The sequence below is a fragment of the Mycobacterium sp. NS-7484 genome (genome assembly GCF_001953975.1).
In the GTDB taxonomy this organism is placed as follows: Bacteria; Actinomycetota; Actinomycetes; order Mycobacteriales; family Mycobacteriaceae; genus Mycobacterium.
On the sequence record NZ_MBEJ01000109.1, the window covers coordinates 1 to 13,542 of the forward strand.

The 13,542-nt window shown below is 67.7% G+C and carries 14 protein-coding genes; 7 read left to right on the forward strand and 7 right to left on the reverse strand.

The features are described from left to right. Nucleotides 1-79 precede the first annotated feature (79 nt). Nucleotides 80-907, reverse strand: a complete 828-nt coding sequence (locus A5733_RS20385) for a helix-turn-helix domain-containing protein (RefSeq protein WP_076241457.1) — start codon at nt 905-907, stop codon at nt 80-82. A gap of 27 nt (nt 908-934) precedes the next feature. Between A5733_RS20385 and A5733_RS20390 the strand changes: the two genes are divergently transcribed. From A5733_RS20390 to A5733_RS20400, 3 genes are read left to right on the forward strand one after another with little or no spacing between them, the layout of a single operon-like run. Beyond that, a complete protein-coding gene (locus A5733_RS20390; protein ID WP_076241458.1) occupies nt 935-1,405 on the forward strand; it encodes a glyoxalase/bleomycin resistance/extradiol dioxygenase family protein in 471 nt (156 codons plus the stop codon). A gap of 9 nt (nt 1,406-1,414) precedes the next feature. Next, nucleotides 1,415-1,852 (forward strand): HIT family protein, encoded by a 438-nt coding sequence (locus A5733_RS20395; protein WP_076241459.1) that lies wholly within the window; start codon nt 1,415-1,417, stop codon nt 1,850-1,852. Nucleotides 1,853-1,856: 4 nt separating this feature from the next. Then, complete coding sequence (locus tag A5733_RS20400; protein WP_076241460.1) at nt 1,857-2,300, forward strand: nitroreductase family deazaflavin-dependent oxidoreductase; 444 nt, start codon at nt 1,857-1,859, stop codon at nt 2,298-2,300. On the opposite strand, the gene A5733_RS20405 is transcribed toward A5733_RS20400, so the two are convergent. Beyond that, nucleotides 2,297-3,346 (reverse strand): LLM class flavin-dependent oxidoreductase, encoded by a 1,050-nt coding sequence (locus A5733_RS20405; RefSeq protein WP_076241461.1) that lies wholly within the window; start codon nt 3,344-3,346, stop codon nt 2,297-2,299. The two genes, A5733_RS20400 and A5733_RS20405, sit on opposite strands and share 4 nt — an antisense overlap. A gap of 13 nt (nt 3,347-3,359) precedes the next feature. After that, nucleotides 3,360-4,214, reverse strand: a complete 855-nt coding sequence (locus A5733_RS20410) for a uracil-DNA glycosylase (RefSeq protein WP_076241462.1) — start codon at nt 4,212-4,214, stop codon at nt 3,360-3,362. Between the two features lie 74 nt (nt 4,215-4,288). On the opposite strand from A5733_RS20410, the gene A5733_RS20415 reads away from it, so the two are divergent. Beyond that, a complete protein-coding gene (locus A5733_RS20415; RefSeq protein ID WP_076241463.1) occupies nt 4,289-5,509 on the forward strand; it encodes an MFS transporter in 1,221 nt (406 codons plus the stop codon). 9 nt (nt 5,510-5,518) lie between these two features. Then, nucleotides 5,519-6,874: an FAD-binding oxidoreductase gene (locus A5733_RS20420; RefSeq protein WP_076241464.1), complete on the forward strand. Its 1,356-nt coding sequence runs from the start codon at nt 5,519-5,521 to the stop codon at nt 6,872-6,874. Nucleotides 6,875-6,879: 5 nt separating this feature from the next. Here A5733_RS20420 and A5733_RS20425 read toward each other — a convergent pair whose 3' ends face one another. Further along, a complete protein-coding gene (locus A5733_RS20425; protein WP_198938905.1) occupies nt 6,880-7,722 on the reverse strand; it encodes a rhomboid family intramembrane serine protease in 843 nt (280 codons plus the stop codon). Between the two features lie 67 nt (nt 7,723-7,789). Here A5733_RS20425 and A5733_RS20430 point away from each other — a divergent pair, with 67 nt between their 5' ends. Continuing rightward, entirely contained in the window at nt 7,790-9,028 is a 1,239-nt protein-coding gene (locus A5733_RS20430) for a cytochrome P450 (protein ID WP_076241466.1), read from the forward strand. After that, the gene (locus tag A5733_RS20435; protein WP_076241467.1) at nt 9,028-9,630 is read left to right on the forward strand and encodes a TetR/AcrR family transcriptional regulator; all 603 of its coding nucleotides are present in this window, start codon (nt 9,028-9,030) and stop codon (nt 9,628-9,630) included. Before A5733_RS20430 ends, A5733_RS20435 begins: the two co-directional genes overlap by 1 nt. Here A5733_RS20435 and A5733_RS20440 read toward each other — a convergent pair. From A5733_RS20440 to A5733_RS20450, 3 genes are read right to left on the reverse strand one after another with little or no spacing between them, the layout of a single operon-like run. Then, nucleotides 9,602-10,312: a siderophore-interacting protein gene (locus A5733_RS20440; protein ID WP_076241468.1), complete on the reverse strand. Its 711-nt coding sequence runs from the start codon at nt 10,310-10,312 to the stop codon at nt 9,602-9,604. The genes A5733_RS20435 and A5733_RS20440 overlap by 29 nt on opposite strands. A gap of 52 nt (nt 10,313-10,364) precedes the next feature. Beyond that, nucleotides 10,365-11,525 (reverse strand): acyltransferase, encoded by a 1,161-nt coding sequence (locus A5733_RS20445; protein WP_076241469.1) that lies wholly within the window; start codon nt 11,523-11,525, stop codon nt 10,365-10,367. Further along, complete coding sequence (locus tag A5733_RS20450; RefSeq protein ID WP_076241470.1) at nt 11,522-13,252, reverse strand: DEAD/DEAH box helicase; 1,731 nt, start codon at nt 13,250-13,252, stop codon at nt 11,522-11,524. The genes A5733_RS20445 and A5733_RS20450 overlap by 4 nt, the downstream gene beginning before the upstream one ends. Nucleotides 13,253-13,542: the final 290 nt, after the last annotated feature.

The following is a 13,542-nucleotide window of genomic DNA, read 5'->3' on the forward strand; positions in this document are numbered from 1 at the left end:
CCGAAGAACGACACCTACGCGCCGAAATCAACAACGACCTCGACGTCGAACGCCAATACCAAATCTGGCTCGCCGAACACTACGACCCACCGCCGCCGTTCTGAACGGCGTATTCCCCCGGCGTGCATCCCAACATGGACCGGAAGTCCTTGGTGAAATGCGCCTGGTCGTACCAGCCGAGTCGCACTGCGAGATCGGCAAAGTCGAGATCTGGCGTAGTTTCGATCTCCAATGCGGCCTGTTGTAGCCGATAACGGCACAGCACCCACTTCACCGTCACCCCGACATAGCGCTGGAACACCCGCTGCGTGGTCCGCGTGCTCCACGGCGAATATTGCATGACCTGCTCGACTCGGTGCAGTGATCCGTCGGCGCTCATGCGCTCGCACAGCGCACACAGTGCCCGGTAGCTATCGTCCAGCGGCTCGGCCGTAGCGCCGATGACGGCCTCCAGGCCGGCATGGGCCGAGGCCACAGTCTCGCCGAGAACCACAGGCGCACCGGATAACTCGCTCACGGAGACCACGCGACCGGTCATCGCCGCGGCGTCCCCGCCGAAGCGGGCGGTGAACCCACCGGGCCGGAATCGGGCCCCGACCACAGCACCGCGCCCACTGATGGTGATCCGGAATACTTTCGGCACCACCCCGTGCAGCAAGGTGGCCGGCAACCGATGACCATGACGCAGACCGTCATCGCCCCACTCGCGGGTCAGATGCATGGCCGGAAAGGTGATCACAGTGCTCTCGAACGGACCTGCCTCGCGACGGTCCCAGCTCACCGACCAGAAGTGCTCGACGAACCGGCCGGCCTCGTCCGACGGCGTCCAACGGTGCAGGTCGAATGCCGCGACGGTACCGGCGCGGCCGACCACTCCCCGCTCTGGCGCATTTTTACAAGCGGGCATGCACGACAGCCTACGAAACTGGTCGATATGACTGTCACACCGATTCCCCAGGGCTATACCAGCCTGACCCCGTTCCTCTGCGTCGACGGAGCCGCCGAGGCAATCACCTTCTACCAGAACGTCTTCGGTGCCGACGTGGTCGAACGGATGGACGGGCCGGACGGCACCGTCGCGCATGCCGAACTCGATTTCGGCAATGGCCGGTTACAGCTCGGCGACCCACAGGAGGCGTTTCAGATCGCCGCACCGGAGCCGGGTTCGGCGGCAACTCATTCGATCGGGTTGTACTGCCCCGATGTCGACGCCGTGGTGGCCCGCGCCGAAAAGGCAGGCGCGATCATCCGCGAGCCCGCGCAGACGTTTGTCACCGGCGACCGCTTTGCCTCGATCGTCGATCCGTTCGGCCAACGCTGGACCGTGATGACCCGCGTCGAAAACCTCACGGCGGCCGAACGGGAACGACGCGTTGCCGAATGGGCGGGCGCCGGCGGAGGTTAACGTGGCGGGATGTCATGTGTGTTCTGTGCCATCGTCGCCGGAGAGGCCCCGGCGATCCGGATCTACGAGGACGACGACCACCTGGGCATCCTCGACATCCGGCCGTTCACCCGCGGGCACACGCTCGTCATCCCGAAGCAACACATGGTCGATCTGACCGACACCCCCGGGGACATCGTGGCCGCGATGGCCCGCATCGGAGCGCGCATCGCCCGCGCCGCGCGCCAGTCCGGCCTGCACGCCGACGGCAACAACATCGTGATCAACGACGGCAAGGCCGCCTTCCAGAGCGTGTTCCACATCCACCTGCATGTGGTGCCGCGTCAGGCCGGCGACAAACTGTCCTTCGTCAAGGGCATGATGATGCGTCGTGACCCCGACCGTGAGGAGTCGGGGCGGCTGTTACGTGCGGCATTGGCAGAACTCGACGCGTCCGAGCACGATTGAACCCATGAGTGATCCGTCGCCCATCGCACAACTCGGCCTCCGGCTCCTGCACATCCACGACCTGATCTACCAGAAGTCCAACGGGATGATCGGGCACCACCTGCCCGGCTTCCCGAACAGCCTGCTGTTGCGCACCACCGGCGCGAAGACCGGTCAGCCGCGGATCAACACGCTGAGCTACGCCCGTGACGGGAAGAACTATCTGGTGGTGGCGTCCATGGGCGGTGCGCCCCGCTCACCGGGCTGGTATCACAACCTGAAGGCCCAGCCCCGCGTCGAGATCAACGTCGGGCCCAAGCGACTCAGCGTCACCGCCAAGCCCGTGCTGCCTGACGATCCCGACTACCAGCGGTTGTGGAAGATCGTCAACGACAACAACTCTGACCGCTACGAGGCGTATCAGAAGAAGACGTCGCGACCGATCCCGATCGTGGTGCTCAGCCCTTAGAACAGTTCCTTGGCCAATAGCTCGAGCGTGGTGGCGCGGGCCGTCGCGGTGGCCGGGTCAGCACCGCGACGGGCCGAGCCCATCGGGTTGACCATGACCTCGTCGACATCGAACTCTTCGGCCAGTGCGCGGACCTGCGCGGCCGCCTCGGCGGGTGAACCCACCACGGCGCGCCGTAGCCCGGAGGCCACCACCGCCTCGGCCTGCGGAGTGAGAGTGGTGGCCTCCGCGTCCTCGACCAGATCCAGCGCGCCGAGCGGCTGGCCGGTCCGCAGCCGACCCATCATCTGCAGTTGTGGCAGCAGCAGCGCCTTGGCCTCTTCGGTGGTCTCGGCCACCGAGGCGTTGACCGTCAGGAACGTCACCGGCTCGGAGGCCAGATCGCTGGGCTGGAACTCGTCGCGATAAACAGCCAAAGCTTCGGCAGTGCCCTGGCCGGAAAAGTGGTGGGCGAAAACGTACGGCAACCCCTTGGCCGCGGCCAGGTGCGCCGAGTACATCGACGAGCCGAGCAGCCACATCCGCGGCTCGGTGACCGCCGCAGGCGTCGCCTTGAGTACGTAGTTCTCGCGCATCAGGTCGCGCGGCAACGGCACCCGCACACCGCGCGCACTCATCAGGGCGACGACATCGTCGAGGTACTGGGGGAAGGCCTCGATGTCGCGATCATCGCGGCCGGCCGCCCCGCGAAGGGCCAGCGAGGTGACCGGATCCGAGCCCGGCGCCCGCCCGATCCCCAGGTCGATACGTCCGGGGTGGGCGGCTTCCAACAGGGCGAACTGCTCAGCGACCGCCAGCGGTGCGTGGTTGGGCAGCATCACCCCGCCCGAACCGAGCCGCAGCTGCGAGGTGTGTGCGGCCAGATGCGCGATCAGCACCGGCGGACTGGTGGCCGCCACCGCCGGCATGTTGTGGTGCTCGGCGATCCAGTAGCGGGTGTATCCCAGCCGGTCGGCGGTCTGCGCCAGGTGGGTCGTGGCGGTCAGCGCATCGGCCGTGGACTGGTCGGTGCGTACCGGGACGAGGTCGAGGACAGATAGCCGCATGACAGCGTCAACGTCAAGAGGCGCCCGGTTCGTTCCCGCGGGCCTCGGCGACCAGGCGTTTGGCGGTGACGAAGATGTCGTCGAGCATCGCCGGGGTGAGCCGGCCGGTGAACGTGTTCTGCTGGCTGGGGTGGAAGCAACCGAGCAGCGTGACGGGGCCCTGAGCAGTGTGCAGCAATGCGGTGACGCCGTGTCCGAACTTGGGCGCGGGCCGGGGCGACCCGAGAAGTTCAAGTGCGGCCCGCCACGCGAAACCGCCCAGCGCGATGACCACGTGAGCCGACGGCCCGACCAGGCGCCACTCGGCCTGCAGCCAGGGCGCGCAGGTGGCCCGTTCGGCTGGGGTCGGCGCGTTGGCCGGTGGGGCGCAACGCACCGCCGCGGCCATCCGGGTGTCGGTCAGCCGCATACCGTCGGCGGCGTCGATGCACACCGCCTGATTGGCCAGCCCGGCCCGGTGCAACGCGGCGAACAGGAAGTCTCCGGACCGGTCCCCGGTGAACACCCGACCGGTGCGGTTCGCGCCCTGGGCGGCCGGGGCCAGCCCGACGATCATGATCCCGGGTTGTTCCGCACCGAATCCGGTGGCCGGCCTGCCCCAATATGGTTGATCCGCAAATGATTTCCGCTTGGTCGCGGCCGTCTCTTCGCGCCAGGCGACCAGCCGGGGGCAGGCCCGGCACACGGAGATCAACGCGTCGAGCTCGTCGACCGTACCCACCCGGGCGGCCAGGCGTCGCACCTGCGCGGCGGTCTTGGCCACCGGAGTGGACGCATCCGCGGGGTCCCCGGGCCAGCCCGTGCCGGGCGGGACCGGTGAGGGGAAAAGTTCGCCGGTCCTGGGGTGCGGGAGTTCAGAGATCGACACCAGTCCACTGTGCCTGAACCGAAAATCCGTCGCGGTGGGTACGGGCTCGCTGTTAGATTCGGCCGCGATAGCCCATGACCGACACCAAGCGCGGCCCCCTGCTGCTGATCCTGTTCGCCGCGCTGACGGCCGGGGCGGGCAACGGGATCTCGATCGTCGCGTTCCCGTGGCTGGTGTTGCAGCGCAACGGATCTGCGCTCGACGCATCGATCGTCGCCATGGCCGGGACACTGCCGCTGCTGGTCGCCACCCTGATCGCCGGGGCCGCCGTCGACTACCTGGGCCGGCGGCTGGTATCGATGATCTCCGATCTGCTCTCGGCCCTCTCGGTCGCCGCGGTGCCGGTGCTGGCGCTGATCTTCGGGGTGGACGCGGTGAACGTCGCGGTGCTGGCGGTGCTGGCCGCCTTGGGGGCGTTCTTCGACCCGGCCGGCATGACCGCGCGGGAAACGATGCTGCCCGAGGCGGCCGGGCGGGCCGGTTGGACATTGGACCACGCCAACAGCGTGTACGAGGCGGTGTTCAACCTGGCCTACATCGTCGGCCCGGGCATCGGCGGCCTGCTGATCGCCACCCTCGGCGGGATCAACACCATGTGGGTGACTGCAGCGGCGTTCTGTTGCTCGATCCTGGCCATCTCGGTGCTGCGCCTGGAAGGTGCCGGCGCTCCGGACCGTTCGGCGCTGACCGAGAACGTGTGGGCCGGCATCGTCGAGGGACTGCGGTTCGTCTGGCGCACACCGGTTCTGCGCACGCTGGCGATCGTCGACCTGGTGGCCACCGGCCTGTACATGCCGATGGAAAGCGTGCTGTTCCCGAAATACTTCACCGACCGCGACGAGCCCACCGAACTCGGGTGGGTACTGATGGCGCTGAGTATCGGCGGGCTGCTCGGTGCACTCGGGTACGCGGTGCTCTCGAAGTACATGAGCCGACGGGCCACCATGCTGGCCGCGGTGCTGACCCTCGGGGTGGCGATGACGGGCGTGGCCTTCCTGCCGCCGTTGCCGGTGATCCTGGTGCTGTGCGCGATCGTCGGGTTCGTCTACGGGCCGATCGCGCCGATCTACAACTACGTCATGCAGACCACGGCTCCCCCGCATCTGCGTGGCCGGGTGGTCGGCGTAATGGGATCGCTGGCCTACGCGGCGGGCCCGCTGGGCCTGGTGGTGGCCGGGCCGCTGGCCGACGCCGCCGGGCTGCACGCCACGTTCCTGGCGCTGTCGCTGCCGATGCTGCTGCTCGGCCTGGTCGCGATCGGGCTGCCGGCGCTGCGCGCGCTGGATCGCTCGTAGGATCGCGGTGTGCTGTCAGAGCTCATCGCCAAGCTGCCCGAAGGTGTCGTCGTCACCGACCCCGACATCCTGGCCTCCTACCGGTGGGACCGGGCGGCCGATCCGGCGGCGGGCACTCCGCTGGCCGTGGTCCGGCCCACCCGCACCGAGGAGGTGCAGACCGTGCTGCGCTGGGCCAGCGAGCATCGGGTCGCGGTCGTACCCCGTGGTGCGGGCACCGGACTGTCCGGCGGCGCGACGGCTCTCGACGGCGGGATCGTGCTGTCCACGGAGAAGATGCGCGACATCACCGTCGACCCGGTCACCCGGACCGCCACCGTACAGCCGGGCCTGCTCAACGCCGAGGTGAAGAAAGCCGTTGCGGCCCATGGCTTGTGGTATCCGCCGGATCCGTCGTCGTTCGAGATCTGCAGCATCGGCGGCAATGTCGCCACCAATGCCGGCGGGCTGTGCTGCGTCAAGTACGGCGTGACCACCGATTACGTGCTGGGCTTGCAGGTGGTGCTGGCCGACGGCACCGCGGTACGCCTGGGCGGGCCGCGGTTGAAAGATGTTGCGGGCCTGAGCCTGACCAAGCTGTTCGTCGGCAGCGAGGGCACCCTGGGCGTGGTCACTGAGGCGACGCTGCGATTGTTGCCGCCGCAGCACGCGCCGTGCACCGTGGTGGCCACCTTCGACTCGGTGGAGGCCGCCGCGAGCGCAGTCGTCAAGATCACCGGCAAGATCCGGCCGTCCATGCTCGAGTTCATGGATTCGGTGGCGATCAACGCCGTCGAGGACAAGCTGAAGATGGGTCTGGATCGCAATGCCGCGGCGATGATGGCGGCCGCGTCCGACGACCGTGGCGCCGCCGGCGCCGACGACACCGCGTTCATGGCCGAGGTCTTCACCGAATACGGTGCCACCGAGGTGTTCTCCACCTCCGACCCGGACGAGGGCGAGGCGTTTGTGGCCGCCCGCCGCTTCGCCATCCCGGCCGTCGAGGCCAAGGGATCCCTGCTGCTGGAAGACGTCGGGGTGCCGCTGCCGGCACTGGCCGAACTGGTCAGCGGGGTGGCCGAGATCGCCGCCCAGCGCGACGTGATGATCTCGGTGATCGCGCACGCCGGCGACGGCAACACGCACCCGCTGATCGTGTTCGATCCGGCCGACACCGACATGGCGGCCCGCGCCCAGCTCGCCTTCGGCGAGATCATGGACCTGGCCATCAGCCTGGGCGGCACCATCACCGGCGAGCACGGCGTGGGCCGGCTCAAGCGGCCATGGCTGGCCGGGCAGATCGGGCCGGACGCCCTTGCGCTCAATCAGCGGATCAAGCAGGCGCTGGACCCGCTGAACATCCTCAACCCCGGCGCGGCGATCTAGCTGCGCTAGCCGACACCGAACAGCGTCAACAGAGTGCTTGTGCGCCAGGCGATCAGGGCCGCGAAGACCACCAGCACGGCCACCGAGACTCCGGCCTGTACGGCATTTCGCCGTGCCGCGGGCGCATAGACGAACGCCGCGGCGATCCCCGCCCCGGTGATCAGGCCGCCGACGTGGCCCTGCCAGCTGATCGCCCCGGTTCCCAGCGCGGGTCCGGCAAAGGTGAACACCAGGTTGATGACGACGACGGCGCCGATCATGCGGACGTCGAGATTGAGCTTGCGCGCCACCACGAAGATCGCGCCGAACAGACCGAAGATGGCACCTGAAGCCCCAGCGGTCGCGGTGTTCAGCGGGGACAGCAGATACACCAGCACCGAGCCGCCGAGACCGCTCAGCGCATACAAGGTGCCGAACCGCAGCCGCCCCAACCACTGCTCCAGCGGCGGGCCCACGACGTAGAGCGCCCACATGTTGAACAGCAGGTGCATCGCGCCGTAGTGCAGGAACATCGAGGTCACCAGGCGGTAGTACTCGTCGTGCGCGGCGATTCCGGGCGGCCACAGGGTGAACTGCTGTTCCAGCGTTCCGGCCGCCATCTGCAGCACGAACATCACCACGTTGACCGCGATCAGCGCATAGGTCAGCACGGGCGCCCCGGGCCGCGCCACCCCGCCGAATTGGGTGCGCGGGGTGTGCACGGACCTCGCCCCCTCGTTGACGCACTCCACGCATTGATGTCCCACGGCTGCTGAGCGCATGCACTCCGGGCAGATGGGACGTTGGCAACGCGTGCAGTGCACGTAAGTGGGGCGGTCCGGATGGCGGTAACACGCTGGGGTGTTCATCGCGCCCGAGCCTACCCAGGCAAACCCGCTATTGACACCATGCGCTCTTTCGTCGTACGAATAAGACATGTCAGCGACTTTGTCTCACAGCTCTGCGCGGTTCGAACCCGCCGACGCCGACACCTGGGCCGCCCCTTGGCCGATGTACGCCGCGCTGCGCGACCACGACCCGGTGCACCACGTGGTGCCCGACGAGAAACCCGAGAACGACTACTACGTGCTGTCCCGGCACGCCGACATCTGGTCGGCCGCCCGTGATCACGAGACCTTCTCCTCGGCACAAGGCCTGACCATCACCTACGGCGAGCTGGAGATGATCGGCCTGGCCGACAATCCGCCGTTCGTCATGCAGGACCCGCCCGTGCACACCGAATTCCGCAAGTTGGTGTCACGGGGCTTCACACCGCGACAGGTCGAGGCCGTCGAACCGAAGGTGCGGGAGTTCGTCGTCGAGCGCCTCGAGGGGTTGCGCTCGAACGGCGGCGGGGACATCGTCACCGAACTGTTCAAACCGCTGCCGTCGATGGTCGTCGCGCATTACCTCGGGGTGCCCGAGGACGACCGAGACCAGTTCGACGACTGGACCGAGGCGATCGTCGCGGCCAACAGTTCGGCCGGGGGCATCACCGCGGCGATGGGCACGGCCGGCGCCGCGGTGGCCTCGATGATGGGCTATTTCTCCGAGCTCATCGAGCGGCGTCGTCGGGAACCGGGTGACGACACGATTTCGCATCTGGTCGCCGCCGGGGTGGGTGGAGACGGTGACATCGCGGGCGTGTTGTCGATCCTGGCGTTCACCTTCACCATGGTCACCGGCGGCAACGACACCACCACCGGAATGCTCGGTGGTGCAGTGCAATTGCTGCAGCAGCGGCCCGATCAGCGTCGGCTCCTGGTCGACGACCCAGAACTCATCCCGGAGGCCGTCGACGAGTTCCTGCGGTTGACCTCGCCGGTGCAGGGCCTGGCCCGCACCACCACCCGCGACGTCACGATCGGCGACACCACGATCCCGGCCGGCCGCAAGACGCTGCTGCTGTACGGGTCCGGAAATCGGGATGAACGCGAATTCGGCGACGACGCAGCCGAACTCGATGTGCGGCGCAAGCCCCGCAACATTCTCACCTTCAGCCACGGGGCACACTTCTGCCTGGGCGCGGCAGCGGCCCGGATGCAGTCCCGGGTAGCGTTGACCGAGTTGTTGTCGCGCTATCCGGAATTCGAGGTCGATGTGGACGCCGTAGTGTGGGCCGGTGGTAGTTACGTCCGACGGCCGCTGTCCGTGCCGTTCCGGGCCGGTACTTGATGGCCCGCGACTGGCTGTCGGTGCGGCGGTCCGAAGTGGCCGCCGACCACATCCTCGATGCGGCGGACGTCCTGTTCACCAAACAGCAGGCGGCCACCGTCGGCATGCACGAGATCGCCGCAGCCGCAGGGTGTTCCCGCGCGACGCTGTACCGCTATTTCGAGAATCGCGAAGCGCTTTACACCGCGTACGTGCACCGGGAGGCACGGCGACTGTACGAAGACGTCAGCGAGCAGGTGGCGGCGGTCACCGATCCGGACGAACGGTTGATCGAAGGTGTGATCACCGCGCTGCGGGCGGTACGGCAGAGCCCGGCGCTGTCATCCTGGTTCGCCACCGCGCAACCGCCCATCGGCGGCGAGATGGCCGAACACTCCGAGGTGATTCGCGCGTTGGTGGAGGGATTCGTGCGCTCACTGGGCGCCGACGCGGGCGACGAGGTGGGCCGGCGGGCCCGATGGCTGGTGCGGATCATGGTGTCGCTGCTGGTGTTTCCCGGCGTCGACGAGGCCGACGAACGCACGATGCTGGCCGAGTTCGTCGCCCCGCTGGTGATACCGGCTCATCAGCCGGTCACGCCACCCAATACGCCTGTGCCTTGATGGATCTGCGGGGAATGCCGTACTCCTCGCGAAAGACCCGGGCCACCGCCCGGGTGGTGCGGTTGTTACAGGCCACCCAGCCGAAGTGATCGGCGGCGTCGAACGCCGAGGCGCTGACCGCCGCCAGCAGGCCGTCGTCGGAACGGTCGACCCAGGTGATGTCCGCATCACCGGCGACGGGGAGCTGACGGTCGTCGTCGTGGCCGGCCTCCAGGAACACCCGGGCCGGGGCGTCGCCGATCGCATCCAACAGTGAGTTGATGGCCGGCAGCGACGCGGTGTCCCCGACGATGACGTATCCGGCCGGGGCCGGCTCGGGCAAGGCGAAGTTGCTGCCGAGGACCGTCACGTCCAGGACGTCGCCGGGCTGGGCACCGCCGGCCCAGCGGGTGGCGATGCCGTCATGCATGGCGAAATCGATGTCGACGGTGCCGGCCCGCGGATCGGCGTTGACCAGGGTGTAGCCGCGTTGGTGCGCCTTCCCGTCGTGCGGGAACCAGCCCCGCACCCACATCGTGGGGTGCACCCGGTGCTCGGCGAGTAGCCGCTCGGCACGGAAGTGCAGCCTCAAGTAGTTCGGTGTGAGCTCGGTCCGGCCGGTGACCGACAGTTCGTAATCGCCGCCCCGCCAGAGTTTGACCAGGGCCCCTTCCAGCCCGCGCGACGCCTTCTGCTCGCCCATGCGCACCTCCCGCCGAAGCACTTCGTTAGGTAAGCGTACCCTAACTAAAGGATCAGGAGCGGACGCGGGTGAAGCGGTGCAGCAGCCAGGCCGCCGGGATGGTGAACACCATCGTGAGCACGAACAGGTTGAACATCGAGCCCGTGTACACCGGATCTCGCATCACCTCGACCATCACCAGTTCCATGATCATCAGGTGGATCAGGAAGATCTCGTAGGAGATCTCGCCGAGGAAGACCATCGGCCGCGACGCCAGGAACCGGTTGTACCAACCCCGATCACCGAGGGCCGGGGGCGCCACCAACAATGCCGCGATCACCGCATAGAAGAACGTCTTGACCAACGCCTCGCTCAGCTTGGCCGGCGACGTCGTCGGCTCCCCCGCAAGGGGCGTCGAGGCGATGAAGTAACACACCACGGCCAGCGGCACGCACACCATCCCGTAGCCACGCACCTTCAGCTGCCCCAGCACGGTCAGGGCCATCCCCGCCACGAACCAGGCCAGATACGTCGGCAGCCACAACCGGGCGCCGTCGGGCAGGCCGGTCGAATCGTGCACGATCACCAGCCACACCGGCGACACCGCGGCCAGCACCGCCAGACCGAAGAACAACAGGCCCGGCCGCCACCGCCGCCGGCACAACACCACCAGCAACAGAAACGCCAATGCCGGCAAGACCACGTAGAACGCCGCCTCGACCGCCAGGCTCCACATCTGCGTCAGGCCCTGATGCAGATAGGAGAACAGGTAGTTGTCGGTGTAGATCTGGGTCAGGGTGAGATTGCGGAACAGGCCCATCCACGTGTGGCCGGGATTCGGGCCGCCGGTGCGAAAGTGGTAGAGCAGGTAGGCGATCAGCACCGTGACCACATAGGCCGGCATGATCCGTCGCACCCGGTGCCAGGCATAGCGGCGCACCGACGGATCCTTCCCGCCGGTCGCCGCGGCTTTGACCCACGGGCGGAACAACAGAAAACCACTGAGCACGAAGAAGATCGGCACCCCGATCTCCGCGCGCGAATACACCAGCCCCAGATAGCCCTGCGGATACTTGCCGGTGGTGTACGCCGCATGGGTCAGCACCACGAGAATGGCGGCCACCGCACGGATCCCGGTCAGTGACGCGACGCGGCTGGACGACGAGACCGGCGCGTCGACGGACTCCAGACCACCCTGATCCGACGGCCCCGTCACATTCTCCGAGACCGTCACTTGGCCTTCCGGTGCGGCTTTCCTGGACGGTCGCGATACCCGGAACGCTCTTTGTACTCGCGGCGCGGGGCACGCTCACCGCGATCCGGCGTGAGGTTGATCAGCATGCCCGAGATGCGGGTGTTCTCCAGGGCTTTGAGCGTCTTCTTGGGCAGCTTCTCGGGCAGCTCCACCAACGAGTAATCCCCGCGAATGGTGATGTGCCCGAACTCGTTACGGTGCAGACCACCCTCATTGGCGATGGCGCCGACGATGTGCCCCGGACCCACCTTGTGCCGCTTGCCCACCGAGATGCGGTACGTCGCCAGGCCTTCCCGCGGGGCACGCGGCGGCCGCTCGCCGCGTTCCTCGCGATCGCGGTCGCGTTCCCGGCGCTTCTCCGGTGGCGGCTCCGTCATCAGGAACTCTTCGCCGTTGCGCGACTGCAACGCCAGCGCCGCGGCGATGTCGGCCATCGGCACGTCGTTCTCGCGCTCGTAATCCTCGATGAGCCTGCGGAACAACTCCAGGCCCGGGCCATTGAGCGAATCGGTGATCGAGTCACGGAACTTTGCCACGCGTTGGGCATTGACGTCGTCGACGCTGGGCAGCTCGGCTTCCAGAACCTTGGACCGGGTGTGCTTCTCGATCGACTTCAGCAGGTGGCGTTCGCGCGGGGTGACGAACAGCAGGGCGTGCCCGGAGCGCCCGGCCCGGCCGGTGCGGCCGATGCGGTGCACATAGGACTCGGTGTCATGCGGGATGTCGTAGTTGACGACGTGGCTGATGCGCTCGACGTCCAGGCCGCGGGCGGCGACGTCGGTGGCGATCAGGATGTCGATCGTGCCGTCCTTGAGCGCGGTGATGGTGCGCTCGCGCTGCGCCTGGTTGATGTCGCCGTTGATGGCGGCGGCAGCGAAACCGCGGGCCTTGAGCCGCTCGGCAACCTCCTCGGTGGCCTGCTTGGTGCGGACGAACACGATCATCGCGTCGCCCTGCTCGACCTCGAGCACCCGGGTCAACGCGTCCAGCTTGCGCGCCCCGGCCACCTGGATGAAGCGCTGGGTGATGTTCTCGGCGGTGGCGGTCTTGGCCTTGACCGTGACCTCGACCGGGTCGTGCAGGTACTTGGTGGTGATCTTGCGGATGGCCGGGGGCATGGTCGCCGAGAACAGGGCGACCTGCTTGTACTCCGGGGTGTCGGCGAGGATCCGCTCGACCTCTTCGGCGAAGCCCATCGTCAGCATCTCGTCGGCCTCGTCGAGCACCAGGTAGTCCAGGTTCGACAGGTCCAGCGTGCCGCGCTCCAGATGGTCGATCACCCGGCCCGGGGTACCGACCACCACCTGTGCGCCGCGGCGCAGACCGCTCAGCTGCACGGTGTAGGACGCCCCGCCGTAGATCGGCAACACGTTGACCTCGGGCAGGTGCGCGCCGTAGCGGGCGAACGCCTCGGCCACCTGCAGGGCCAGCTCCCGGGTCGGCGCCAGGACCAGGGCCTGGGTGTTCTTACTGCTGGTGTCGATCTTGGACAGGATCGGGATCGCGAACGCGGCCGTCTTGCCGGTGCCCGTCTGGGCCAGCCCGACGACGTCGGAACCCGCCAGCATGGCCGGGATGGTCGCGGCCTGGATCGCCGAGGGCGACTCGTAGCCGACATCGGTGACCGCCTTCAGCACCGCAGGGTGAATCTGCAGGTCGGCAAATGTCGGGGCGGTGTCCCCCGGATCCGGGTCTGGCGAGCTCATCGGTTCAGAAGTCTAGTGCCAATCGGCGGCCATCCCCGCCGCGCGCCTGCACAAAGCCGCAACGGGGTCACGGTAGGTTGCCCAACTGTGAACCGGGTCGTGATGGTTGTGATGACCCCGGCGGTCATCTTGACGACCGCACTCACACTCGTTGGGTGCGGATCGGGTGATTCGACGGTCTCCAAAACCCCCACCCCCACCGCCAATCCCGCCCCCAGTGTGGTTTTCACCAAGGCGAGCCCACCAGCCCCGCGGCGAGCTGGATATGCGGGTTCTGGGGGATGGAAAAC